A 24964-nucleotide genomic window follows, 5' to 3' on the forward strand; every position below is an offset into this window, starting at 1 on the left:
GTCGTAATTGATTCAGGGTTAGTACTATGTCGCGTTCGCCGCCTGCGTTGTTGGACCGGCGCAAACCAAGAGGACGATAGGAATGACGTTTCACGCCGCGCGACGCGCCGTCTTGCAAGCCCTGGCTACCGTGGCCGGCGGCGCTGTGTTTTCTTTGGTGGCCGTGTCCGGCGTTCAGGCGGGCTCGTCGCCTATGAAGGCTGATCAATCCGCCACCTCGGGCCAGCCCGTACGTGCCGAGCCGGTGCCTCCTGGCGCCGATATCGACGACGCCGTGCATGCGCTGATGCAGGAGTACGACGTTGCCGGTCTGGCCATTGCCGTCACGCGCGATGGGCACCATGAGTTCCGGAACTATGGCGTGGCCTCGCTGCAAACGCACACGCCTGTCAGCCGCGACACGCTGTTCGAGCTAGGCTCCATCAGCAAGACCTTTACCGCCACCCTGGCAACCTATGCCCAAGCGTTGGGCAAGCTGTCGCTCTCCGACAGCCCGGCGCGCTTCTTGCCGACCTTGCAAGGCACGGCATTCGGCAAACTGAACCTGATCCACCTGGGTACCCACACGGGTGGCGGCTTTCCCTTGCAAGTGCCGGACGTTGTGACGGACGACGCCCAACTGATGGCCTACCTGGCCGCGTGGACGCCGCGCTACGCGCCGGGCACGTACCGCACCTATGCCAACCCCAGCATCGGCATGCTGGGCGTGGTGGCGGCCAAGAGCCTCGGCCAGCCTTATGCTGAAGCTATCGAGAAGACGCTGTTGCCCAAGCTGGGCTTGTCCAACACGTATATCCACGTGCCGGCCGCCAAGATGGGCGACTACGCGCAGGGCTACAACAAGCAGAACGCGCCCGTGCGCGTGAACCCGGGTGTGCTGGCCGACGAAGCGTACGGCGTGAAGACCAGTGCCAGCGACCTGATCCGTTTTGTGGACGCGAACATGGGTGTGGCGTCTGCCCCGCGCGAATTCAGCGCCAAGGCCGCGCGGGAAGCGAGGATTGCCAAGCGCGTCATTGGTGACACCGTAATTGCCAAGGCGCTGGCGGATACGCACGTGGGCTACTACGACCTGGGTCCGATGACGCAAGACCTGGCGTGGGAACAACTGGCGTACCCGGTGACGCTGGAAGCGCTGGTTGCCGCCAATGCCGGCACGATGAACAGCCAGAGCCAACCGGCCAAGGCCTTGACCCCACCGCAAGCGCCGCGCGCCGATGTGTGGATCAACAAGACCGGTTCCACCAACGGCTTTGGCGCCTACGTGGCGTTCGTGCCGGCCAGGAAGGTCGGCGTGGTGATCCTGGCGAATCGGAATATTCCGAACGAAGCGCGCGTGCGCCTGGCGTATCGCATTCTTGAGGCGGACGCGCACTGAGGGCTTGGCTAGCGCGCACCACCCGCGCGCGGCAATAGCCCCATCACTTCCAACCGCTTGCACAACTGTCCCAGGCGCTCCATTTTGTAGGCATCCACGTCTACGCCGGCGTAGTCGTAGAAGCCTTTGCCATCTCGCAGCCCATTGCGGCCTTGTTCCATGTTGCGGGCGATGACGTCAGGCGACGCGAAGCGCGGGCCGATCTCGCTTTCAAGGTAGCGCGACGCGTAGTACAGGATGTCGCCGCCACCCCAGTCGATGAATTCCAGCAAGCCCAGCACCGAAAAGCGCAATCCGAATCCCAGGCGCACGGCGGTGTCGATGTCTTCGGCGCTGGCCACGCCTTCCTCGACCATGCGGGCGGCTTCGTTCATCGCCAGTGCCTGAATGCGCGGCACGATGTAGCCCGCCGACGGCGCGCACTGCACGGGCACCTTGCCGGCCTGACGTAGCACGTCCAGCAAGGCTTGCAAGGCGGCATCGTTTGTACGCGGCCCACGGCTGACCTCAACCAGCGGAATCAGATAGGCCGGGTTGAGCCAGTGCGCGTTCAGAAAGCGTTCCGGGTGTTGCACCAGTTCCGCCAGCTCGGTCACCAGAAATGTTGAGGTGGTTGACGCAATGACGGCGTCCTTCGCGCAGACCTGCCCCAACCAGGCGAAGGCGTCGCGCTTGGCGTCCAGGCGTTCGGGCACGGCTTCGAAGATGACGCGCGCGTGTTGAAGATCGGCAATGGCGTCGTCGCGCCCGCACAGGCGCACGCGCTGCATGGCGGTGTCGGCCTGGTCGGCGTCCAGTAAACCCAGGCGGCTTAGCGTGCCCAGTTCGCGGCGCAGGTTGGCCCGCACGCGCGCGTGGTGCTCGGCTTGTTCGGCGGGCGTTCTGGGCTTGATGTCGATAAGCGTCACGTCGCGGCCGGCATGCACGTACGACAAGGTGATGCCTTCGCCCATGCGGCCGGCGCCGATCACGCAGATTCTGTCTTCCATGTTCAGCACCCCTGTTCCAGCAATTCCGCCATGCCGGCGCGCGACAAGCGGTCCAGGCCCAGGCGTTCCAGCGTGCGGCCCTCGGCGTAGAGATCGCGGCCGGTGATGGCGCTGGCGATATTCAGCAGGCCCTGCGCCACCGGCGTCGGCACGCCCGCCCAGCGGCCGGTGGATACCAGGAATGACAGGCCCAGCCGCGTGTCTTCCAGCATGTAGCGGTGCGTGTGCAGGTCGATGGTTTCGCGCCAGTCGCCGCTGTCGGTCAGCTTGCCGTGCGCGCCGCGGCCGTACATCCATTCGTCGCCTTCGCTGGCGTAGTGGTCGGCCAGCGGAAAGTGCGGCGCGGCGTAGCCCAGCGCCTCGCGGATGGCCACGCGTTCGGCGTCCAGTGCGTCGGTCACGCGGCGGATGGACGGCTGCGTGCCTTCGTTATGGATGTCCCACTTGTCGAAATGCTCCAAGGGCCCGGCATTCATCAGAATAAGCGGCGGGTGAATGATGGGGCCGGCGTTCATCAGCGCGCCGGCCAGCCCGTCTTCAATGGGTTCAATGCTGGGGTAGGCCTGGCCCAGCAGCGCCAGCGCGTTGTCGGCCAGGCGGCTGGGAAACACGCCCGTGGGCAGGCGCGTGGCGTAGCCGCTGATCACCACCGTGTTGCCGTGCTTGCGCGCCAGATAGGGCAGGGTGCCGGTTTCCGCGTAGGCGACGCGGGCGGGGTTGCCGGCGTCTTTCTGCGCGCGCGCGAAGAGGTAGCTGCCGAAGGTTCCGGGTGGCAGGAACACCACCTGGCCGTCTTGCAGCAGCGGCGCCAAGGCGGGGGCAAGCGCGTCGTGGGTGGTGCAGGGCAGGGGAATGACCAGCACTTGCGCGTCGGCCACGGCGTCTTGCAAGGCGTCGGTCAGCGCCAGATGGCCGGGGCCGGAACCCAAGGGAACCTGACGGGTGCCGCGATAGTCGGTGACCGTCAACGCGCCGGCATCGCGCAAGCCCCGGAAGGCGGCGCCGTCGCGGCGCCACCAGCGCACCTCGTGTCCTTTTTCGGCCAGTTCGGCGGCTGCCGCGTAGCAGCCGTGTCCGCCGCCTATGACGCTGATTCGCATGATCAAGCTCCTTCGATGAAGGCTTGATCCTAGCGGTGGTGCGTGGCGCGGGCTGCGCCAAACGCGCAAGCGCCGTTCAGATCCGGCAAGGGATTACAACGCGCGCAACCCGTAGGATGGGTGAAGCGCGAGAATCCTTAAAAAAGAACAATGCTGCGCAACGCGCGCAACCCATCAAGCAGCGATGGAATTCTTAACCCCCGCAGCCACGACACCACCTCCGCGCGATGGGTTACGCGCGATCTCCATTCCATTTTTTTTGGATGGCGTCTCGCGCTTCACCCATCCTACGATGCTGGCGCAAGGTGTCCGAGGGCAGGCAGCTATGAGTTACGCGCGAATGCTGCGCAACGCGCGCAACCCATCATGCAACGGCGGAATTCTTAACCCGCGCAGCCACAGTACCACCCCCGCGCGATGGGTTACGCGCGATCTCCATTCCATTTTTTTTGGATAGCGTCTCGCGCTTCACCCATCCTACGATTTTGGCGCAGGGTGTCCGATGGCAGGCGGCCGTAGCGCTTGCGGTAGTGGGTGGCGAAATGGCCGAAGCTGGTTACGCCGTGGCGCAGCAGGATGTCGGTCACGCTGTCGCCCGCGCGGGCCTGTTCCAGCGCGGCATGCACCAGCGTCAGGCGCTGGTTGCGCACGTAGTCGCTGGGGCTCTGCTTGAGAAACTGCGTGAAGCCGTTTTGCAGCGTGCGCACGGACACGCCGCAGTGCGCCGCCAAGTCAGCCAATGAGATCGCCTCATCGACATGGGTCTCGATGTAGTCGCGCGCGCGGCGCACATGCTGCGGCAAGGGCTGGCGATGGTCGGCGCGCAGCGCGTCGGAATAGTTATGCGGCAACTGCGTCAGCAGCAAGGCCAGCAGATAGTCGGAAAAGCCCGCCGCCAGCGTCTGCGTCACGCCATCGATGGCGGGGTGCTGGTACAGCCGGCAAAGATAGTCCAGCGTTTCGCGCACGGCGGCCAGGCCGGGGGAATCCGGGCCGACTGCCAGGTCGAAGACCAGCGCGTGCTTGATGGGCCGGTCCAGCAGGCGTTGCAGCTGATGTTCAAGCGCCTGGCGTTCCACGCGCAGGATCAGGTTGCGGCAGTCGCGGCCGATGCTGATGATGCTGGGTTCGGACGGCGACGAAATCGTCAGGCTGCCCGCTTGCATGGCCGCGCTGCGCTTGCCCAGCGTGACCAGGCCCGAGCCTTGCAGCGTGATGCGGATCAGGTAGTAGCTGGCGATGTCGCCCGCGTCGATCTCGACTTCGGCGCCGTAGTGCAGATCAAACAGCGCGGCGTTGCCGAAGAACACGCCGTACAGCCGCGACTGCAAGGGTTTTCCCTGGGCGACGCACATGCGGTGCGACCACAAATGTTGGCTGACCTGATCCTTGACCTCGGCGGCGTTGCCCGAGTTCAGCAAGCAATGGCGGTTCAGCGGATAGGTGTCGTTGAACATGCTTTCCTGCGCGGTGGGAACAGTCGTTGCGCGCGGCGTATAGAGTCCAGCGGCGCAAAGACCTACAAACGATGGACAAAACAAGGACAAGACAAGGGAAAAACATGACTGACGCCACGCTGCCGCCACTGGCCAAAAGACGCTACGCCTACGAGTGGTACGTCGTGGTGATATGCATGCTAGCGTACATATTTTCCTTCGTCGACCGGCAGATCCTGGCGCTGATGATCGAACCGATCAAGCACGATCTGCAACTGTCCGACACGCAGTTCAGCCTGCTGCACGGCCTGGCGTTTTCCTTGTTCTATGCCGTCATGGGCATTCCCATCGCCTTGCTGGCCGACCGCTATTCGCGCCCGAAGATCATCGCGATCGGCGTGGCGTTCTGGAGCCTGGCGACGGCTGCCTGTGGCCTGTCGCGCAACTTTGCGCACATGTTCCTGGCGCGCATCGGCGTGGGCGTGGGCGAGGCCGCCTTGTCGCCCGCCACCTATTCCATGCTTAGCGATATGTTCCCGCGCGACAAGCTGGGCCGGGCGGTGGGCGTCTATTCGATAGGTTCGTTCATTGGCGGCGGCATGGCCTTCCTGATCGGCGGCTACGTCATCAACCTGCTGAAAAGCGTGGACAGCGTGGTGGTGCCCTGGGTGGGTGCGATGCGGCCCTGGCAGGTCACGTTTTTTATCGTGGGCTTGCCCGGCTTGCTGGTGGCGCTGCTGATTCTGCTGACCGTGCGCGACCCGCAGCGCCTGGGCCTGCGCCGCGCCGCCGACGGCCAGGCGCAAAAGCCCAGCATCCGCGACACGTTCCAGTTTCTGGGCCGGCACCGGCGCACCTTCTTCTGCCACTACCTGGGCTTTTCTTTCTACGCCATGGTGCTGTTCGCGCTGCTGAGCTGGACGCCCGCGTTCTACATGCGCCGGTTCGGCATGTCGCCCGTGGATACCGGCTACATGCTGGGCGTGGTGGTGCTGGTGGCCAACACGGCCGGCGTCTTCTGCGGCGGCTGGTTGATGGACGGGCTGGCCAAGCGGGGCTATCGCGACGCGCCGTTGCGCGCGGGCGTGATCGGCGCGGTAGGCATGGCGCTGCCGGCGGTGGCGTTCACGCAGGTGGACAGCTTGTGGCTGTCGGTGGGCTTGCTGCTGCCCGCCATGTTCTTCGCTTCGTTTCCGATGCCGACGTCCACCGCCGCGATGCAGATCCTGCCGCCCAATCAGATCCGCGCGCAGGTCTCGGCGCTGTTCCTGCTGATCTCCAACCTGATCGGCCTGGGGCTCGGCACCACGGCGGTGGCCTTGCTGACCGACCGGCTGTTCGGCACCCCCGGCGCGGTGGGGCAATCGCTGTCGCTGCTGATTGCGGGGGCGACCGTGCTGTGCGTGCTGCTGCTGGCGGCGGGCTGCGCCAGCTATCGGCAGAGCCTTACGCAAGAGCACGGCCAGGCCAACGTCTTGTAAATGGGGCTTGGCAGGGCGCTGGTACACAGCGCAGAATCGGGCGAATCCTAACCAGAACCCGTGCCGCGAGCTTGCGCGGCCGCCATGTCAACAGGAGTCCCCATGAGCCTTGCCCCCGCTACCGAAACGCTGGCCGACCTGCGCGTGGATGGCGCGCGCCTATGGCAGTCATTGATGGATCTGGCGCAGATCGGCGGTACTGAAAAAGGCGGCGTGTGCCGCCTGGCCTTGACCGACCTGGATCGCCAGGGGCGCGACCTGTTCGTGCGCTGGGTAGAAGAGGCCGGCTGTGACGTGCGCGTGGACGCCATCGGCAATATCTTCGCGCGCCGCCCGGGCCGCAACAACGACTTGCCCGCCGTCATGACCGGCAGCCACATCGACACCCAGCCCACGGGCGGCAAGTTCGACGGCAACTACGGCGTGCTGGCCGGGCTGGAAGTGTTGCGCACGCTGAATGACCATGGGGTGCAGACGGAAGCGCCGCTGGAACTGGCCGTGTGGACCAATGAAGAGGGCTCGCGCTTTGTGCCGGTGATGATGGGCTCGGGCGTGTATGCCGGGGCCTTTACCTTGCAGCATGCGCTGGCGCAGCAGGACCGCGAGGGCGTGAGCGTCAGCCAGGCCCTGGAGGCCATCGGCTATGCGGGCCAGGTTGCCGTGCCGCCAGCGCGGCAGGACGGCGTCCCTGCCTATGGCGTAGGCGCCTACTTCGAGGCGCACATCGAGCAAGGTCCCGTGCTGGAAGCCGCCGATACGGTGATTGGCGTGGTGACCGCTGCCTTGGGCCAACGCTGGTACGACGTGGTGCTGACGGGCGTCGAGGCGCATGCCGGCCCCACGCCCATGCCGCTGCGCCGCGATGCCTTGCTGGCGGCGTCCGAGCTGGTGCTGGCGGTGAACCAGATTGCCCTGGCGCACGCGCCGGATGCGCGTGCAACGGTGGGCTGGATGGATGTGTTTCCCAATTCCCGCAATGTGATTCCCGGGCGCGTGCGCCTGACGGTGGACCTGCGCGCGGCGGACGACGACACGCTCTCGGCCATGGACGCAGCCTTGCGCGCGGCGGTGAGTGCCGCGGCCGATAGCCGTGGCGTCACGGCGCAGATCGAGCAGGTGGTGTACTTTGCGCCGCAACCGTTCGCGCCCGCCTTGGTGGAGTCGGTGCGCGAGGGCGCGCGCGAGCTGTCCTTGTCGGCGATGAGCGTGGTCAGCGGGGCCGGGCACGACGCGGTCTATGTTGCCCGCGTGGCGCCTGCCGCCATGATCTTCGTGCCGTGCAAGGACGGCATCAGCCACAACGAAATCGAAGACGCGCGCCCGGATCATCTGGAGGCAGGATGCAATGTCCTGCTGCGCGCCATGCTGGCGCAAGCGGGCGTCGCCAACTGATGCGTTGATGCGCTAATGCGCCGACGCGCTGATGCGCCGACGCGCTGATGCGCGGACATGTGCATGCTGCACCAAGGCGGCGCACGGGGCGCGCACGTCGCGCCGCCTTGGTGCCTGCCGCCCATCTGGCTTCTAGCCCCCCCGTCTCTTGCCCACGTGGCCCCGCACCCGCTGGTATTCCCTTTGCTTTGATCTTCCACGCGCGCACGGATGCGTTCGCACGGCGGGCGGGCTGGGCACCGCGCGCCACGCCGCACCCAGCATCATCACGCCCCACCTTGGGACTATCCCTGACTCTGCCTCCCACCTCCAAAAATGGCACGGATATTGCTTATACAAAATCTGTGTACTAACCCTGTTCACGCGCGCCGCACCCTCGCGGGGAAGGCCTTTTGCAAGACATTGGAGAACCACATGCAGACACGGAGTTTCCGCCTCAAGTCCTATGCCGCCGCGCTTGCGTTGACGGCGGCCGGCGTTGCAGTGATTGCCCCTGGCGCGGCCCATGCCGAAAAGGTATTGCGCATCGGCATGACCGCCGGCGACATCCCCCGCACGCTGGGCCAGCCCGACCAAGGCTTTGAGGGAAACCGCTTCACCGGCATTCCGATGTACGACGGCCTGACGCAATGGGATTTGTCCAAGAAGGACGGGCCCAGCGTGCTGATCCCCGACCTTGCCGTGTCGTGGGACGTGGACGCGGCGGACAAGACCAAGTGGGTGTTCAAGCTGCGCCCCGGCGTGAAGTTCCATGACGGGTCCGACTTCAACGCCGACGCCGTGGTCTGGAACGTGGGCAAGGTGCTGGACAAGAGCGCGCCGCAGTTCGACGCCAGCCAGGTTGGCGTGACGGCCTCGCGCATGCCGACTTTGAAGTCCGCGAAAAAGATCGATGACCTGACGGTGGAATTGACGACGTCCGAGCCGGATTCCTTCCTGCCGATCAACCTGACCAATCTGTACATGGCGTCGCCCGCGCAGTGGAAGAAGAAGCTGGCCGAGGTGCCGGCGTCGGTCACCGATGCGGCCGAGCGTTCGCAAAAGGCCTGGGCCGCCTTTGCCGCCGATGCCTCGGGCACCGGCCCCTTCAAGATGGCCAAGTTCGTGCCGCGCGAACGGTTGGAAGTGGTGAAGTACGACCAGTACTGGGACGAAAAGCGTCGCCCGAAGATCGACCGCGTGGTGATGCTGCCGCTGCCCGAAGCCAATTCGCGCACGGCCGCCTTGATGTCCGGCCAGGTGGATTGGATTGAAGCGCCGGCGCCGGATGCCTTCGACGCCATCAAGAGCCGTGGCTTCATCATCTATTCCAATGAACAGCCGCACGTGTGGCCGTGGCAGTTGTCGTTCAAGGAAGGTTCGCCGTGGCTGGATGCGCGCGTGCGCAAAGCGGCCAACCTGTGTGTGAACCGGGGCGAGCTCAAGCAGTTGCTGGGCGGCATGATGGCCGAACCCAAGGGCACGGTGCCGCCGGGCCATCCGTGGTGGGGCAATCCCAAGTTCGACATCAAGTACGACCCGGACGCGGCGCGCAAGCTGATGACCGAAGCCGGTTATTCCCAAGCCAAGCCGATCAAGGTGAAGGTGCAGACGTCGGCATCGGGCTCCGGCCAGATGCAGCCTCTGCCCATGAACGAGTTCGTGCAGCAGAACCTGAAGGACTGCTACTTCGACGTGAGCTTTGACGTGGTGGAGTGGAACACCTTGTTCACCAACTGGCGCAAGGGCGCCAAGGACCCGTCCGCCAACGGCAGCGACGCCATCAACGTCAGCTTCGCGGCCATGGACCCGTTCTTCGCGATCGTGCGCTTTGTCAGCACCAAGACCTTTCCGCCGGCCTCCAACAACTGGGGCTATTTCGGCAACGCCGAAATCGACGGCTTGATCAAGGATGCGCGCACCACCTTCACCCCCGCCGAACGCGACGCCGCCTTGGCCAAGCTGCATGCGCGCGTGGTCGAAGAGGCGCCGTTTGTCTGGATTGCGCATGACGTCGGCCCGCGCGCGATCTCGCCGAAGGTCAAGGGCGTGGTGCAGCCCAAGAGCTGGTTCATCGATATCGCCACCATGTCGATGGATTGATCCTGAACGCGCTGGATGCCGCCCGCCGACTTGTGCGCGCGGCGTCCAGCGCCCTAGCCGGTGACGCCTATGCTGTCTTACATCTTGCGGCGCATCGTGTACGCCTTGCCCATCATGGTGGGGGTCGCGCTGCTCTGTTTCCTGTTGATCCATCTGGCGCCTGGCGATCCGCTGGTGTCCATTCTTCCTCCCGATGCGTCGGCCGACCTGCAACGGCAACTTATGCAGCTCTACGGCTTTGACCGCCCCTTGATCGAGCAATTCGCCGGCTGGCTGTGGCGCGCGCTGCATGGGGACCTGGGTACGTCCATCGCCACCGGCCGCCCCGTTTCCGCCGAGGTCTTCAAGGCGGTGGGCAACACCTTGCGGCTGGCCTGTCTGGCCACGCTGCTGGGCTTTATCGTCGGCGCCTTCCTGGGTTTTGTCGGCGGCTACTTCCGCAATTCGCCGATGGATCGCGTGGCGTCCTTCGTGTCGGTCATCGGCGTCAGCGTGCCGCACTACTGGCTGGGCATGGTGCTGGTCATCATTTTCTCGACGCAACTGATGTGGCTGCCGCCCACGGGCGCGGGGCCGGGCGGGTCGGGCGAATGGGTGCCGGACTGGGCGCATTTCCGCCACATGATCCTGCCCGCCGTGACGATGTCGGTGATACCGATGGGCATCATCGCGCGCACGGTGCGCGCGCTGGTGGCCGAGACGCTGTCGCAGGAATTCGTGGTGGGCCTGCGCGCGCGCGGCCTGACCGACCTGGGCGTGTTCCTGCACGTCGTCAAGAATTGCGCGCCCACCGCCTTGGCGGTGATGGGCCTGCAACTGGGCTATCTGCTGGGCGGCTCCATCCTGATCGAAACGGTTTTCTCGTGGCCGGGCACGGGCTTCCTGCTCAACGCCGCCATCTTCCAGCGCGACCTGCCGCTCTTGCAGGGCACGATCCTGGTGCTGGCCTTGTTCTTCGTGGTCTTGAACCTGGCCGTCGACATCCTGCAAGGCCTGTTCGACCCTCGCATCGAAAGGAGCTGACATGACCGATTCCGTTGCCAGCCTGGCCGCCACAGCGGTCGTGGCGCCCGTGGCGAGATCGCCGGGCTATTGGTCGAACGTGCTGCGCCGCTTGCGCCGCGACCCCGTGGCGCTGGCCGCAGGCGGCGTCATCCTGGCGCTGATCATCATCGCCATCCTGGCGCCGTGGATCACGCCGGCGGACCCGTTCCATGCGTCCATGCTCAAGCGCCTGCGGCCCATCGGCACCGAGGGCTATCCGCTGGGCGCCGACGAGCTGGGCCGTGACATGCTGTCGCGGCTGATGCTCGGGGCGCGGCTGTCGTTGTTCATGGGCATCGTGCCGGTGATTGCCGCCTTCGTGGTGGGCAGCGCCATCGGCATCCTGGCGGGCTACGCGGGCGGCTGGACCAGCACGCTGATCATGCGAGTGGTGGACGTGTTCTATGCGTTTCCGTCGGTGCTGCTGGCCATTGCGCTGTCGGGCACCTTGGGCGCGGGCATCTTCAACGCCATTCTTTCGCTGACCATCGTCTTCATTCCGCAGATTGTGCGTGTGGCCGAGAGCGTCACCACGCAGGTGCGGCGTAGCGACTACGTGGACGCGGCGCGGGCCTCGGGCGCATCGCCCTTGACCATCGTGCGTGCGCACGTGCTGTCCAACGTGCTGGGCCCCATCTTCGTGTATTCCACCAGCCTGATCTCGGTGTCCATGATCCTGGCCTCGGGCCTGTCGTTCCTGGGCCTGGGCGTGCGCCCGCCCGAGCCGGAATGGGGCTTGATGCTGAACACCTTGCGCACCGCCATCTACACCCAGCCCTGGGTCGCGGCGCTGCCGGGCGTGATGATCTTCATCACGTCGATGTCCTTCAACCTGCTGTCCGACGGACTGCGCTCGGCCATGGAGGTCAAGGAATGAATGCGGTCATCGACGCAGTGCGCGTGGCGCACGAAGACGTGGGCGGCCCCGCCCAGCCCTTGTTGAGCGTGCGCGGCCTGATCAAGCACTTTCCGCTGAAGCGCGATCCGCTCTCGCGCGGCCGGGGCGGCAACTCGGTGCGCGCGGTGGACGGCGTGGACTTCGACGTGAAGAAGGGCGAGACGCTGGGCGTGGTGGGGGAATCGGGTTGCGGCAAGTCCACCACCGCGCGGCTGGTCATGCAGCTGATCAAACAGGACCAGGGCGAACTGGTGTTCGACGGCATGGCGGTGGGCTCGCGCGCGCTGGCGCTGCGCGAATTCCGTCGCCAGACACAGATGGTGTTCCAGGACAGCTATTCGTCGCTGAACCCGCGCATGACGATCGAAGATTCCGTGGCCTTCGGCCCGCTGGTGCACGGCAGCCCCAAGCGCGATGCCATCGCGGTGGCGCGCGGGCTGCTGGGCCGCGTGGGCCTGGATGCGCAGCGCTTTGCGGGCCGTTACCCGCACGAATTGTCGGGCGGCCAGCGCCAGCGCGTGAACATCGCGCGCGCGCTGGCCTTGCACCCCCGTCTGGTGATTCTGGACGAAGCGGTGTCCGCGCTGGACAAGTCGGTCGAGGCGCAGGTGCTGAACCTGCTGCTGGACCTGAAAGACGACTTCGGGCTGACTTATATGTTCATCAGCCACGACTTGAACGTGGTGCGCTACATCTCGGACCGCGTCATGGTGATGTATCTGGGCGAAGTCGTGGAGCTGGGGCCGGTGGATCAGGTGTTCGACGCGCCGCGCCATCCCTACACGCAAGCGCTGCTGCGTTCCATGCCGTCGATGGAACCCGGACAGCGCACGGAATCGGCGCCCTTGTCGGGCGACCCGCCCAACCCGATCGACCCGCCTTCTGGTTGCCGCTTCCACACCCGTTGCGCGTTTGCGCGCGCCGCCTGTGCGGCCGAGGCGCCGGCCATGACGCAGCAGGGCGACCATGCCGTGCGCTGCCTGATCCATCAACCCGATTCCGGCTATGCCGCTTCCGGAGCGCTGACATGACCGCGACTACATCCCCCTTGGTCCGCATCCGTAACCTGGAAGTCGCCTTTCAGGCGGGCGCCAAGACGGTGCATGCCTTAAATGGCGTGAACCTGGAAGTGGCGCGCGGAGAAGCGGTGGCGCTGATCGGCGAATCGGGCTCGGGCAAGAGCGTGACCCTGCGCGCGCTGATGCGGCTGCACCCGCCGCGCCGCACGCGCATCAGCGGCGAAATGACAGTGGATGGCCGAGACGTGCTGGCGATGAACGCCCGCGAGCTTGCCGCCATGCGCGGCCCGGTGGTGTCGATGGTGTTCCAGGAGCCGCTGCTGGCGCTGGACCCGGTCTACACCGTGGGCCGCCAGATTGAAGAGATGGTGCGCCGGCACACCGGCAAGAGCGCCGCCGAGGCGCGTGCCCGTGCCTTGTCGCTGTTCGAGCGCGTGCGCATTCCCAGCCCCGAGCGCCGGCTGCAAGCCTATCCGCATGAAATGTCCGGCGGCATGCGCCAGCGCGCCATGATTGCGCTGGCTTTGTCCTGCAACCCCAAGGTGCTGCTGGCGGACGAGCCCACCACCGCCTTGGACGCCACGGTGCAGATCCAGATTCTGCTGTTGTTGCGCGAGCTGCAACGGGAACTGGGGCTGTCCATCGTGTTCGTGACCCATGACATCGGCGCGGCCGCGGAAATTGCCGACCGGGTGGCGGTGATGTACGGCGGGCGCATCGTGGAGCAGGGCAGCGTGGCGGACCTGTTGCGCGCGCCGCGTCATCCGTACACGCTGGCGCTGCTGAAGGGCCGCGCGCATGGCGCCATGCAAAAGGGCCAACGGCTGGAGACCATTCCGGGGTCGCCGCCCGACCTGGCAGCCTTGCCGCCCGGATGCGCGTTCGCGCCGCGTTGCGGTTTTGCCGAGCCGCGCTGCCAGGCGGCGGTGCCGGACATCGTGCCCGTGGCGGCGGGACACGAGGTGAGGTGTATCCGGGTGAATTAACTGTTTCAACGCATCACCGGCCAGGGGGATCCGGCCGCCAGCCATTCGCCAGCGGTTTCTTTCTGGTCGATAATGCCCGCTTTACGCCAAAAGCTGGACCCCTCATGCCCTGCATTACCCGTCGTCTGCCTGTGTCCCTGTTTGTCTGCCTGACGGCGATCCTGGCGGGATGCACCTCCCCCAAACCGGCCTACGAACGCGAAGACTTCACGCAGAACGACGTGTTCTCGCGCACCTTCCCCACCGCCAGCACCACGGCCTGCGACGCGGGCCGCCGCGCCTTGCTGAGCCAGGGCTACAACATCGATCGCTTCGACCCGGCGCGGGTGTCCGGCCACAAGAACTTCCAGGGTGAAGACGGCTTGCACACGCAGATCAATTTCAATATCGACTGCGCCTCGGACGGCAGCGCCAACCAGCGCGCCACGGTGTTCGCCAATGCGGTGCAAGACCGTTATTCCATCAAGCGCACCAGCAGCTCGGCCAGCGTGGGCGTCAGCGTGTTGGGGCAGGTGTCGATGCCGTTTGGTTCCAGCGACGATTCGCTGGTGAAGACGGCCAGCCAGACGGTGTCGCGGCCGAAGTTCTACGAAGGGTTTTTCCAGCTCTTGCAGCGTTTCCTGCCCGATGCCGAGGCCGCCGCGGCGCCCCATGTTTCGCCCAAGCTTGCGCCCCAGGTTGTGCCGCAGGTTGTGCCCCATTCGGCTCCGCCCAGCCCGGCCGGAGCCACTCAGCCCGTACCGTCCACGCCGCCGGCAGCGTCCAAGCCCGCCGAGCCGCCTGCCGACCCCGTGGTGTCGCCCGACGCGCCGGCCGACACGCTGAACCCGGCCACGGCGAACGGCCCCTCGGGCCCGCCCACCGTCAACGAAAAAGCCGAGCCCGCGCCCGAAGCAAGCAGCGACAAGCCCGCGCCATGACCTATCAACTCTTGAAGATGGCCCACGTGGCGGCCGTGGTTACGTGGATGGTCGGCTCGCTGTTCGTCTCGTTGTTCCTGTTGTCGTCGCAACAGCAGGACAGCGACGAAGCACCCAAAGAACGCAAGATGCTGGGCGCGCTGCGGCGCTGGACGCTGTGGGTCACCACGCCGGCCATGGTGGTGTCTTGGCTGATCGGGCTGCACCTGGCCGTGACGTTCGGCTGGTTCGCCATGAACTGGATCTGGGTCAAGGTGGGCTGCGCGCTGGCGCTGTCGGCCTTGTTGGGCCTGCAAAGCGCGTCGTTGCGCCGGATGGTCAACGGCTCGCTCAAGCGCCCGCCGCTGGTGGACCTTTATGCGCCATTCACCGTGATCGCGTGTGCGGTCATCGTGACGCTGGTAGTGGTCAAGCCGTTCTGACGGGGTGGTGCGGGGCCGCGTCGCAGGAAGGCTTAAGGAAGTACCGCAAACAGGTTTGCCAACTGCTGCTTGCCCAACTGTTCCTGTTCAAGCGCCATCTTGTTGATCTGCACCATGTGCTGGTGAAACCGCTTCAAATCGCCGTCGCGTTCAAACATCAGTTCGTCGTGGTCGGCGTACCAATACTGGCGGTTGTCATCCAGCAGTGAAATCATCTGGCCGAACTCGTGCAGGATGCGCGTTTCCAGCAGCCAGACTTTGCCCAGGCTGTCGCTGCGGCGCGCCAGGGTCGAGGTCAGGGTGCTCATCATTTTCTGCTTTTCGGGTTCGCGGATGGCCAGCGACCGTATCAACTCGGGCATGTCTTGCAGCACCCGTATGCTCTGGTCGCGATACTTCGGCACCAGGCGTTCGGCCTGCTCAAGAATCATCCGGCTTTCCACCAGGCCTGTGTCCAGCGCCAGCCGGTGCGCATCCAGCAGCCGGGGCATGCCGATGTCTTTCAGTTCGGTCAGATAGGCCTTGTGCTGCGCTACCCGTTCACTGGCCACGGTCTTCACGGCCCGTTCCAGTTCGCCATAGAAGCCCTTGGCCTTGGGCGTGGGGTCGATGGACGGCAGCGTGTCGGGCTCGCCTTCGGCGCCCGCCACCATCTGGCTGAGCGTGTCGGCGACTTTGCGGATTTCGGCGGTGGCGACCTTTTCCTGTGCACGTTCGCCCAAGCGGTCATAGCCCTGCGTGGCCACGATGGCCACCAGCACGATCAAGCCTGCACTTAACGCGACGCGCCCGCCACGGTGCGCGCGTAAGCGCTTCCATGGCGAGAGCGTGTTTTCCTGGGAGTTCATGGCGCACCGACAAATGGGGTCATTGGGCTTGACTGTAGTCAGCGGGTTTGACGACGTCAATGAAGGCGATTGAAGGATTCAACGTCAGCAAGTGCCGTGCCAAGCGCCCGCTTGCCGCGCTATGCCCCGGCGGCATCGCGGCGCCAGGCCGCCCATTCGCCTTCACCTTTGAAATGGCGCAGCCCTCGACGCGCGGTGGCCAGCCCGGCGTGCAACACGCCGATGTCCAGCCCGGGCAGGTTGCGCAGCAGCGCGGGCGGCAAGTGGTCGGCGTCCAGCAGCCGGTCATCAATGAACACCCGCATCATGTCGCCGTCTTCGCAGCGCACCCACAGGTACCACAGGCTTTCCATGTAGTCGCCATACCAGGGGTCGGGATAGAGCGCGCGCTGGAATGAAAAGCCGAACTCGTGCACGTCCGCCCAAGGCCAGAACGCTTGCAAGCCCATCGCGCGCGCCAGCTCGCAGTGCCGGGTGAATCCGGCCTCGTCGAAGCTCACGGTTTGCCGGAAAGGATCTTCAGGCGGGGGCGGTCCGGACAGAAAGCGCTTGATGCGTGACCACATGAGAAGCAGGGAGCGATGAGGATTCGGCAGTGTAGCGGCGCCTGGTGTTGTAAAGAATGTTACAACCTTTGATTCTCGTCAATTCCACGCCGCATGCAAGCAGGTAGGGTTGCGCCTTGCCTTAGACGGGCCGCTCTTCCTGGGCTGGCCGGCGGGGGCAGACGACAAGCGCAGCAAGGACAGGATCGATGACAGACAAGACACCGCAAGCCACCCCGGACAATGTTGCCGCAGCGCCGCGCAAGCGCCGCGTTGCGTCGCCAAGCGTCGCCAAACGCAGCGCCGCGACCCGAAGCGCTGCGGCCACGGGGTCGTCCCCTGACAAGGCCGGCAAGGCACGGGTGGCGCGAGGTAAGCAAGCAATGACCCCGGCAGCGACCGAGTCAGTGACCCAGGCAGCGACCCAGGCAGCAGCGCAGGCGGCGGCCCAGGTGGTGGCCCGGGAAGACGCCGCGCGGCAGGAAACGGTGTCGGTGCTGGCGGACATTGCCCGCCGCTATACCGTAGGCCCGGAAGCGCAAGCCCATGAAGCGCTGCGTTCCGTCATCGAGGAACTGTCGGCCGACGACGCGCGCGCCGTGCATCGCGCGCTGTTGGAGGCTAATACGCAGGCGCCCGCCACGCGGCGCAATCCCGACGAAGAGCTGGCGATGGACTGGCGCGAAGGTATCTACCCCTATCGCCACCGCATGTTGCGCCGCAATTACGAAAAGCAGAAGTACCAGTTGCAGGTGGAGTTGCTGAAGCTGCAAGCCTGGGTCAAGGCCACCGGGCAGCGCGTGGTGATTCTGTTTGAAGGGCGCGACGCGGCGGGCAAGGGCGGCACCATCAAGCGCATGATGGAACACTTGAATCCGCGTGGCGCGCGCGTGGTGGCGCTGGAAAAGCCGTCGGACACCGAGAAGGGCCAGTGGTACTTCCAGCGCTATGTGCAGCATCTGCCGACCGCCGGCGAGATCGTGATGTTCGATCGGTCCTGGTACAACCGCGCCGGGGTTGAGCGCGTGATGGGCTTTTGCTCGCAGCAGGAATACCTGGACTTCTTGCGTCAGGTGCCGGACTTCGAACGCCACCTGGTATCCAGCGGCATCCACCTGGTGAAGTTCTGGTTTTCGGTCAGCCGCGAAGAGCAGCGTCGCCGCTTCCTGCAGCGCAAGGTGCATCCGTTGAAGCAATGGAAGCTGAGCCCGGTGGACTTGGCGTCCTTGGACAAGTGGGACGATTACACGCGCGCCAAAGAGGCGATGTTCGCGCATACGGATACCGCGGACGCGCCGTGGATCGTGGTGAAGTCGGATTGCAAGAAGCGCGCGCGCTTGAACGCGATGCGCTATGTGCTGAACCGCCTGCCCTACGAGGGCAAGAGCGGTGAGCCCGGCCTGGCGTTGGACCCGCTGATCGTGGGCCGCGCGCTGTAAGGCCTTGCCCCACGCCCCGTGGGGTCAGCCGCCCCACACCTGTCGGCTCAGCCGCCCAGCGCGTGCAGGTTCAGCACATGGCTGTGCCCGATCCACACCGCGCAATCGCGGTGGTCGCGCAGCGAATCGCCCGTGTTTGGATGCATGAACACGTCCAGCGCACCGTGGTTCAGCGTGAGCCAGGTGGCGATGCCGGCAAGGTGCTCGGGGGCGAACGCAATCTGGTAGCTCCATAGCGGATGCGGGCCGACGGGGCGCTCATGGAAGCGCCCCATTTCCATCTTGCCGTCCCACTGCGCAATCACGCGTTCGCGCAACGCCAACGCGGCGTCGCGGCTGGCCGCGTCGAAGTACACATGCGCGTGCCAACTGGCCACGCTGCTTATTGCCAGATCATTCATGAGTGTCTCGTCCGGTTCAGCCGCCCGCGCGCTTGGCGCGATGGCCGCTGCTTGTCAGGGCGTTGATGATGCGTTCGCAGTGATCGCCCTGTACCTCGATCACGCCATCCTTGGTGGTGCCACCCGAGCCGCATGCCGTGCGCAGTTGCTTGCCCAGGGCCGCAAGCGCTATCGGGTCCAGTGCCAGCCCGCGCACGACCGTGACGCTTTTGCCGCCACGCCCCTTGGTTTCGCGCGATACGCGCGCCACGCCGTCACCCGTGGGCGTGGCGCGGGCGGCGGCTTTGCATAGGCATTGCGCAAGCGCCTGGCGGCATGTCGGGCACATGCGGCCGGTTTCGGTGGAATAGACCAGGCCGCCGGTTGAGCTGCGTTTCATGATGCCTACTTGCCTCGCATCTGGTCGATCAGCCGGCGGTCGCGCTTGGTGGGGCGGCCGGTTTCAATGCCCAATGCGGGTTCCGGCGCCAGGCGCCGCATTTCCGCCGCGCGTTCGCGCGCGGCAATGCTGTCGGGCGTTTCTTCGTACAACAGGCGCGCAACCGGCGCGGGGCCGCGCACGCCGCTGACCGCGACCACCCGCACTTGAAGCGCGGGGTCTTCCTTGCGGATGGTGATGCGGTCGCCGGCCGAGACTTCGCGCGACGGTTTGGCGGCCTGGTCGTTCACGAAAACCCGGCCCTTGCCGATCTCTTGCACGGCCAGGCTGCGCGTCTTGTAGAAGCGCGCGGCCCACAGCCATTTGTCGAGTCGAATCTTGTCCATCTTGCAGCTCTTTGCGATGTGTTTTTCCCAAGCCGCAATGATAGCCCCGAGCGCGCATCCAAAAAAAACGGCGCCCCGTAGGGCGCCGCAAGTCCGGCGGCGTTCAGCAAACCCGGCCAACCCGGCCTATCGTGCCGGCAGGCCAGGCGGGTCTTAATCCAGTTTCAGATTGGCTTCCTTGACGACGCGCTGCCATTTGGCGATTTCAGCGCGGCGGAAGGTGTCCAGTTCGGCGGGGGTCGAGCCGATGGGTTCCGCCCCGATGCCGGCCAACTGCGCGGCAATGGCGGGGTCCTTCAACACCGTGGCCAGCGCTTGCGACACCTGGTCCACGATGGCGGGCGGCGTGCCGGCCGGCGCGAACACGGCGTTCCATTCATAGGTTTCGTAGCCCGGCACGCCGGACTCGGCGATGGTGGGCAGATCGGGGGCGGCCTTGGAACGCTCCGAACCGCCGACAGCCACCGCGCGCAGCTTGCCGTTCTTCACGTGCTGCCACGACGAACCCATGCTGGCGAACATGACGGGCACCTGGCCCGACATGACGTCGATCATGGCCGGGCCGCCGCCCTTATAGGCCACGTGTTGCAGATGCGTCTTGGCAAGCAGGTTGAACAACTCACCGGCCAGGTGCTGCGCCGAGCCGGGGCCGGCCGACGCGAAGTACACCGGTTCCTTGGCATCGGGCTGGCCCAGACGGATCAGGTCAGCCACCGACTTCACTTCATACGAGGGCGTCACGACCAGCACGTTGGGCACGCGCAGCAGCAGCGAGACAGGTGCAAAGGCGGTCAGCGTGTCGAACTGCATCTTGGAATGCAGCGCGGGATTCTGCGCGTGGTTGGAGGCGTCCAGCATCAAGGTGTAGCCGTCGGGCTGCGCCTTGGCCACGACGGCGCCGCCGATCATGCCTCCCGCGCCGCCCCGGTTTTCAATCACCACGGGCTGGCCCAGTTCGGCGGCCAGCTTCGGGCCGATGAGGCGAGCGACGACGTCCACGGTGCCGCCCGGCGGGTACGTCACCACCAGTGTGACGGGGCGTTCGGGATAGGCCGCCGAAGCGGCGCCAGCGGCGCCCGCCAGCAGGCCTGCCGCCATTAGCACGCTGCCACGGTGGGCCAGTCGTTTGAAGAATGAGTTCATGGTTTGTCTCCTTGGAATTGGAATAATTGCAACGGCGTATCCGTGAGCACGCTGCGCCGTTGCGTTGGGTCTTCGATCCACGCGTCCAGCCATTGCGTGGCCGCGGGGTAGGACGCTACGTCGCGATGTTCGGTGTGCGGCCAGTCACTGCCCCACATCAGGCGTTCGGCCGTGTAGGCCTGAAGCAAAAGCTGCGTGGCCTGCCGACCAGACGCGGCGCATTCAGCGCCCACCCAGTTGCGGTAGGGGGCTGACAGCTTCACCCAGACCTGGCCGCTGTCGGCGTGTTGCAGCAGGTAGGCAAAGCCAGGGTCCGACACACCCAGCGTCGGATCGGGACGGCCGAAGTGGTCGACCACCACGCGGCAACCCGCCGCCAGCAACGCGGGCAAGACCTCGGGCAAACGCGCGGCCTGCAAATGGACTTCCACATGCCAGCCCAGCGAATTCACGCGGGCCAGCAGGGCCTGCCAAGGGGCGGCGTGCAGCGCGGGGGCGGGCAGGCCAATCAAATTCAAGCGGATACCCACCACGCCGGCGTCGGCCAGCGCTTGTAGCTGCGCGTCCGTGATGTCCGGCGCCACCACGGCCACTCCACGCAATCGCTCGGGCGCCGCGCGCAGCGCTTGCACCATGTGGCTGTTGTCGGTGCCCAGGAAGCTGGGTTGCACCAGCACGCCATGGCTCAAGCCGTGCGCGTCCAGCAGGGCCAGGTAGTCGGCCAGGGTGGCGTCGTAGTCCGGTGTATGGCGGCGCGTGCCGGCCAGCGCCAGGCCTTGCCGGAATACGTGTGCGTGGGTGTCGACGGCGGCGCCGGTCGAAAGCGGGGGCAAATCAGTCTCCTGTCCGTGGCGCGGGCATGGCCGCGCGCTCTTCTATAGGCCGGATTCTAGGGAGTCGAGGTATAGTTTGCTATTGGTTAAATGTGCAATTTATATATCGGATCAATATGGAAACCCGGCACCTGCGGTATTTCCTGGCGGTGGTGGATCACGGCAGCGTGAGCCGCGCGTCTGAATGGCTGGGCATTGCGCAACCCGCCCTTAGCCAGGCGCTAAGCCGCATGGAAAAAGATCTGGGCGTGCGCCTCTTTGAGCGATCGCGCTTGGGCGCCGCGCCCACGCCGGCTGCGCTGGCCATTCTGGAAGACGTGCGCATCAGCGTGGCCCGCATCGACGCGGCGGCGCACCGCGCGCAAGAGATCGGGCGCGGCAGCGCAGGGCAGTTGACGGTGGGCCTGGTGTCGTCGGCGTTGTTCGATACCTTGCCGCGTGCGTTGCGCGAAATGCGGCGGCAGGCGCCCGGCGTGCGCGTGATTCTGCGCGAGATGAGCAATGCCGAGCAGGCCGATGCCCTGCAAACGGGCGAGATCGACATCGGCCTGATGCACACGCCGGTAGCGGTGGGCGGGCGCATGCGCGAACGGCAACTGCTGCGCGACCGCTTGGTGGCCGCCGTGCCGGACGAGTTCGACGTGGCTGACGACGGCACGGTATCCATGGCGCAGATCGCGCAAGCCGGGCTGGTGATGTATCCGCAGGCGCAACTGCCGGCGTTCTATGCGGGCATTCTGGACGCCATGCGCAAGGGCGGCCACGACGCGCAAGTGGCGCAAGAGGCCAACCGCACGCTGACGGTGCTGTCTTGCGTGGCCGGTGGATGCGGCGTGGCCTTGCTGCCCAGTTGGATCCGCACAATGAATTTTGGCGGCGTGCGCTTTTGCGAAGTGCGCGACGGCCAAGCGCTACCCAGCTTCGACCTGAGCGCCATCTGGCCCGCGCGCTCGGTGCCTGGCTTGGCCGATGTGTTCGCCAATCTGGACCTGGGCACGCGCTGATGCGTCCCATCCTTTCATTCCGCCTTCAGCTACCCAGCCAGAACGCTTAAGCGACGCTTAAGACCGCATTTTTCGTGGAACCCCGAACAAAGGCCCCGTCTAACCAGGATCGGTGTTGATAGGGGCGTGTCGATGGATCTGAACTGGCAGCGGCAATTGGTGGACAGCGCCATCTGGCTGGCGAGCGCGTTTGGCATCACGGCGGTGGCGCTGGCCGTGGTGGCCGTGGTGCTGGCGCGCACGACCGATTGGGGTCGCAAGTTCTGGCGCCTGGCCTGGCCGTATCTGACGCCCCGGCGCAGTTGGCGACCTTTGCTGACGCTGGCCTTGCTGCTGCTGTTGGCCATGGCTGCCGTGCGCATGACGGTGCTGTTTTCGTTTTGGTACAACGGCTTTTACAGCGCGCTGCAAGCGCTGGACCAGACCGCGTTCTGGCGTTTTCTGGGCATTTTTTCGGTGCTGGCCTGTGTGCACGTGGTTCGCGCGCTGGCCGACAGCTACGTGGGCCAGGCCTTCGACATCCATTGGCGCGTGTGGCTTAACGACCGACTCACGCGGGACTGGCTGGGCGCGGGCGCGTACTACCGGGGCCACTTCGTGGATGAGCCCGTGGACAACCCCGACCAGCGCATCGAACAAGACATCTCGATGTTCGTGACCGGGTCGCGCACGCTCGCCATCGGCGCGTTGAGCGCGATTGTGTCCTTGGTGGCGTTCACCGGCATCTTGTGGGGCTTGTCCGGCCCCTTGACGGTGGCGGGCGTGGAAATTCCGCGTGCCATGGTGTTCGTGGTGTTCCTGTACGTCATCGTCGCCACGTGGTTCGCCTTCAAGATCGGCCGGCCGCTGATCAAGTTGAATTTCCTGTCTGAACGGCTGACCGCCAACTTCCGTTATGCGCTGGTCCGGCTGCGCGAAAACGCTGAGAACGTGGCGTTCTATCAAGGCGAAGCGGTCGAGCGCGGCAACTTGTGGACGCGCTTTAGCGCCTACATCGCCAATCTGTGGGCGCGCGTCTATCGGGGTCTGAAGTTCGACGGCTTCAACCTGTCTGTAAGCCAGGTGGCGGTGGTGTTTCCCTTCATCCTGCAAGCGCCGCGCTTTTTCAGCGGGGCGATCAAGCTGGGTGACGTCATCCAAACCTCGCAGGCGTTCGGCCAGGTGCAGGACGCGCTGTCGTTCTTTCGTACGTCATACGACAGCTTTGCGCAGTACCGCGCCACGCTGGACCGGCTGAATGGTTTTCTGGACGCCAACGAAGCCGCGCGTGCGTTGCCCTCGGTGGATACGGAACCCTTGCCCGACGGCCTGGACATCAACGACGTGACGGTCAGGCGCCCCGACGGCCACGCCTTGCTGCAAGGCTTGAACCTGCGTTTGCGTCCGGGGCAGACCTTGCTGATCAAGGGGCCGTCCGGTTGCGGCAAGACCACCTTGCTGCGTGCGCTGGCGGGCTTGTGGCCCTATGCGCAAGGCCATGTGCGGCGGCCCGAGGGGACATCCGCCTTGTTCCTGTCGCAGCGGCCATATCTGCCGCTGGGTGATCTGCGTAGCGCGGTGGCTTATCCCGGGCAAGCGCTGCCGCAAGATGACGCGCGGCTTGCGGGCGCGCTGCGCCTGGTCAACCTGGGGCATCTGAGCCACCGGCTGGACGAGGTAGCGGATTGGTCGCGCATCCTGTCCATTGGTGAACAGCAGCGCGTGGCCTTCGCGCGCGTGCTGTTCAACCGCCCGGCCATCGTGTTCCTGGACGAAGCCACGTCCGCCACGGACGAAGGGCTGGAGCACATGCTGTACGGCCTGCTGCGCAGCGCCTTGCCTGACTGCATGCTGGTCAGCGTGGGGCATCGCAGCACGCTGGACCCGTTCCATACGCATCGGTTGCATCTGGACGGCGCGGGCGGGTGGACGGCGGGCCCGATGGCGCCGCCCCAGGACGAGCCCGCGCTGCGCGAAGCCGCGTGATTCGGCTCAGGTGCCCACGCGCAACGGCCCGGTCAGCTTGCGCAACGCCGCGATGACGCTTTGCGCGGTGATGCGGCCGGTCTTGGGGTTGGCGGACGGAATGTTCTGGATTTCCATCGAGAACATGGCGGCATCCGACACGACTTCCACGCGATGCACGTTGCGTTCCAAGGACGGGTCGGCCCAGATTTCCAGCGTGGTCTTGTCGGGCCCGATGCCCGCCAAGGACACGCTTACCGCCACGTTCAAGTTCGCCGGAAAGCCCGTGGCGGCTTCGCGCGGCGATCCCCGGAAGATCAGGCGCGGTTCGGTCAGGCCTTCAAGATTGATGTTGTTGTCGGTGAGGTAGGGCGCGCCCATCAGGCCGCGCGGCGGCTTGCGGGTGATCATCGTGACGGAGTGGATGACGCCTTCGGCGGCGGCGGTGATGGCGTCCAGCCCCAGGATGGCGCCCGACGGCACCAGGATCTGCCCGTGGTGCGCGCGGGCGAGTTCGATCAGGTCATCGTTACGCAGCAGCGCGCCGGAACTCAGCACGACCATCTTCTTGCCGGCGCGCAAAACGGGCTCGGCAATGTTGCGGAACACCGACGCGGGCGCGCATTCCACCACCACGTCGCAATGCTCGTGCAGCGCGTCGATGGTGGTGAAGACCGGTGCTGCCTGGGTCCAAGCAAAATCGGGCGGGGCATTGGGGTCGCGCACCGCAACGGCGGCAAGGGTCAGGCCGGGTAGCCCGGCATCCAGGGATTGCGCCACGGCCTGGCCGATGGCGCCGAAGCCGGCGATGCCGACGCGGTAGCTGTTCATGGAAATTCCTGGGTTGATGCGGATTGGCCCCGCGCCGTAAACGTACACGTACACCTAAACGCAG

24 protein-coding genes are annotated in these 24964 nt (G+C 65.6%); 13 read left to right on the plus strand and 11 right to left on the minus strand.

Annotated features, from left to right (window positions below; translation table 11 throughout):
* The first annotated feature begins 82 nt into the window (after positions 1-82).
* Positions 83-1378, plus strand: coding sequence for a class C beta-lactamase (gene ampC, locus M2361_RS02825; RefSeq protein ID WP_259246127.1), 1296 nt, complete (start codon positions 83-85; stop codon positions 1376-1378).
* Between the two features lie 8 nt (positions 1379-1386).
* On the opposite strand, the gene M2361_RS02830 is transcribed toward ampC, so the two are convergent.
* From M2361_RS02830 to M2361_RS02840, 3 genes are all read right to left on the minus strand, one after another.
* Complete coding sequence (locus M2361_RS02830; protein WP_259246128.1) at positions 1387-2367, minus strand: 3-hydroxybutyryl-CoA dehydrogenase; 981 nt, start codon at positions 2365-2367, stop codon at positions 1387-1389.
* 2 nt (positions 2368-2369) lie between these two features.
* The gene (locus M2361_RS02835; RefSeq protein WP_259246129.1) at positions 2370-3467 is read right to left on the minus strand and encodes an NAD/NADP-dependent octopine/nopaline dehydrogenase family protein; all 1098 of its coding nucleotides are present in this window, start codon (positions 3465-3467) and stop codon (positions 2370-2372) included.
* Between the two features lie 422 nt (positions 3468-3889).
* Positions 3890-4924, minus strand: a complete 1035-nt coding sequence (locus M2361_RS02840) for an AraC family transcriptional regulator (protein ID WP_259246130.1) — start codon at positions 4922-4924, stop codon at positions 3890-3892.
* A gap of 104 nt (positions 4925-5028) precedes the next feature.
* Between M2361_RS02840 and M2361_RS02845 the strand changes: the two genes are divergently transcribed.
* The 9 genes from M2361_RS02845 (at position 5029) to M2361_RS02885 (ending at position 15147) form a co-directional block, all read left to right on the plus strand.
* The gene (locus tag M2361_RS02845; RefSeq protein WP_259246131.1) at positions 5029-6384 is read left to right on the plus strand and encodes an MFS transporter; all 1356 of its coding nucleotides are present in this window, start codon (positions 5029-5031) and stop codon (positions 6382-6384) included.
* 102 nt (positions 6385-6486) lie between these two features.
* Complete coding sequence (locus M2361_RS02850; RefSeq protein WP_259246132.1) at positions 6487-7776, plus strand: Zn-dependent hydrolase; 1290 nt, start codon at positions 6487-6489, stop codon at positions 7774-7776.
* Between the two features lie 414 nt (positions 7777-8190).
* Complete coding sequence (locus M2361_RS02855) at positions 8191-9858, plus strand: ABC transporter substrate-binding protein (RefSeq protein ID WP_100856456.1); 1668 nt, start codon at positions 8191-8193, stop codon at positions 9856-9858.
* A 69-nt stretch (positions 9859-9927) separates the two neighbouring features.
* A complete protein-coding gene (locus tag M2361_RS02860; protein WP_100856455.1) occupies positions 9928-10881 on the plus strand; it encodes an ABC transporter permease in 954 nt (317 codons plus the stop codon).
* A gap of 1 nt (position 10882) precedes the next feature.
* Positions 10883-11779, plus strand: coding sequence for an ABC transporter permease (locus tag M2361_RS02865; RefSeq protein ID WP_100856454.1), 897 nt, complete (start codon positions 10883-10885; stop codon positions 11777-11779).
* Complete coding sequence (locus tag M2361_RS02870) at positions 11776-12831, plus strand: ABC transporter ATP-binding protein (protein ID WP_172616224.1); 1056 nt, start codon at positions 11776-11778, stop codon at positions 12829-12831. Before M2361_RS02865 ends, M2361_RS02870 begins: the two co-directional genes overlap by 4 nt.
* Entirely contained in the window at positions 12828-13805 is a 978-nt protein-coding gene (locus tag M2361_RS02875; RefSeq protein ID WP_259246134.1) for an ABC transporter ATP-binding protein, read from the plus strand. Before M2361_RS02870 ends, M2361_RS02875 begins: the two co-directional genes overlap by 4 nt.
* A 104-nt stretch (positions 13806-13909) precedes the next feature.
* On the plus strand, positions 13910-14725 hold the full coding sequence (locus M2361_RS02880; RefSeq protein WP_259246135.1) for a DUF2242 domain-containing protein: 816 nt from the start codon (positions 13910-13912) through the stop codon (positions 14723-14725).
* Positions 14722-15147: a CopD family protein gene (locus M2361_RS02885; protein WP_259246136.1), complete on the plus strand. Its 426-nt coding sequence runs from the start codon at positions 14722-14724 to the stop codon at positions 15145-15147. Before M2361_RS02880 ends, M2361_RS02885 begins: the two co-directional genes overlap by 4 nt.
* A 32-nt stretch (positions 15148-15179) precedes the next feature.
* On the opposite strand, the gene M2361_RS02890 is transcribed toward M2361_RS02885, so the two are convergent.
* Both M2361_RS02890 and M2361_RS02895 read right to left on the minus strand, forming a co-directional pair.
* Positions 15180-15995 carry a hypothetical protein gene (locus M2361_RS02890; protein WP_259246137.1) on the minus strand — a complete coding sequence of 272 codons (816 nt, stop codon included), beginning with the start codon at positions 15993-15995 and terminating at the stop codon, positions 15180-15182.
* 119 nt (positions 15996-16114) lie between these two features.
* On the minus strand, positions 16115-16495 hold the full coding sequence (locus M2361_RS02895) for a hypothetical protein (protein ID WP_310508887.1): 381 nt from the start codon (positions 16493-16495) through the stop codon (positions 16115-16117).
* Positions 16496-16749: 254 nt separating this feature from the next.
* Between M2361_RS02895 and ppk2 the strand changes: the two genes are divergently transcribed.
* Entirely contained in the window at positions 16750-17979 is a 1230-nt protein-coding gene (gene ppk2 / locus M2361_RS02900) for a polyphosphate kinase 2 (RefSeq protein WP_259246139.1), read from the plus strand.
* A gap of 47 nt (positions 17980-18026) precedes the next feature.
* Here the strand turns inward: ppk2 and M2361_RS02905 are convergent, their stop codons facing one another.
* The 5 genes from M2361_RS02905 to M2361_RS02925 all read right to left on the minus strand — a co-directional run bounded on the left by M2361_RS02905 (position 18027) and on the right by M2361_RS02925 (position 21121).
* A complete protein-coding gene (locus M2361_RS02905) occupies positions 18027-18380 on the minus strand; it encodes a DOPA 4,5-dioxygenase family protein (RefSeq protein WP_259246140.1) in 354 nt (117 codons plus the stop codon).
* Positions 18381-18396: 16 nt separating this feature from the next.
* Entirely contained in the window at positions 18397-18759 is a 363-nt protein-coding gene (locus tag M2361_RS02910) for a translation initiation factor Sui1 (RefSeq protein WP_259246142.1), read from the minus strand.
* A 5-nt stretch (positions 18760-18764) separates the two neighbouring features.
* Complete coding sequence (locus M2361_RS02915) at positions 18765-19145, minus strand: RNA-binding S4 domain-containing protein (protein ID WP_259246143.1); 381 nt, start codon at positions 19143-19145, stop codon at positions 18765-18767.
* A gap of 153 nt (positions 19146-19298) precedes the next feature.
* Positions 19299-20288: a tripartite tricarboxylate transporter substrate binding protein gene (locus tag M2361_RS02920; protein WP_259246144.1), complete on the minus strand. Its 990-nt coding sequence runs from the start codon at positions 20286-20288 to the stop codon at positions 19299-19301.
* Positions 20285-21121, minus strand: coding sequence for an amidohydrolase (locus M2361_RS02925; RefSeq protein ID WP_259246145.1), 837 nt, complete (start codon positions 21119-21121; stop codon positions 20285-20287). Before M2361_RS02925 ends, M2361_RS02920 begins: the two co-directional genes overlap by 4 nt.
* 116 nt (positions 21122-21237) lie before the next feature.
* On the opposite strand from M2361_RS02925, the gene M2361_RS02930 reads away from it, so the two are divergent.
* Both M2361_RS02930 and M2361_RS02935 read left to right on the plus strand, forming a co-directional pair.
* Positions 21238-22125 carry a LysR family transcriptional regulator gene (locus M2361_RS02930; RefSeq protein ID WP_259246146.1) on the plus strand — a complete coding sequence of 296 codons (888 nt, stop codon included), beginning with the start codon at positions 21238-21240 and terminating at the stop codon, positions 22123-22125.
* Positions 22126-22257: 132 nt separating this feature from the next.
* A complete protein-coding gene (locus tag M2361_RS02935; RefSeq protein ID WP_259246147.1) occupies positions 22258-24090 on the plus strand; it encodes an ABC transporter ATP-binding protein/permease in 1833 nt (610 codons plus the stop codon).
* A gap of 6 nt (positions 24091-24096) precedes the next feature.
* Here M2361_RS02935 and M2361_RS02940 read toward each other — a convergent pair whose 3' ends face one another.
* Positions 24097-24900, minus strand: coding sequence for an aspartate dehydrogenase (locus M2361_RS02940; RefSeq protein ID WP_259246148.1), 804 nt, complete (start codon positions 24898-24900; stop codon positions 24097-24099).
* Positions 24901-24964: the final 64 nt, after the last annotated feature.

Source organism: Achromobacter sp. JUb104, assembly GCF_024806975.1.
Lineage (GTDB): Bacteria > Pseudomonadota > Gammaproteobacteria > Burkholderiales > Burkholderiaceae_B > Achromobacter > Achromobacter spanius.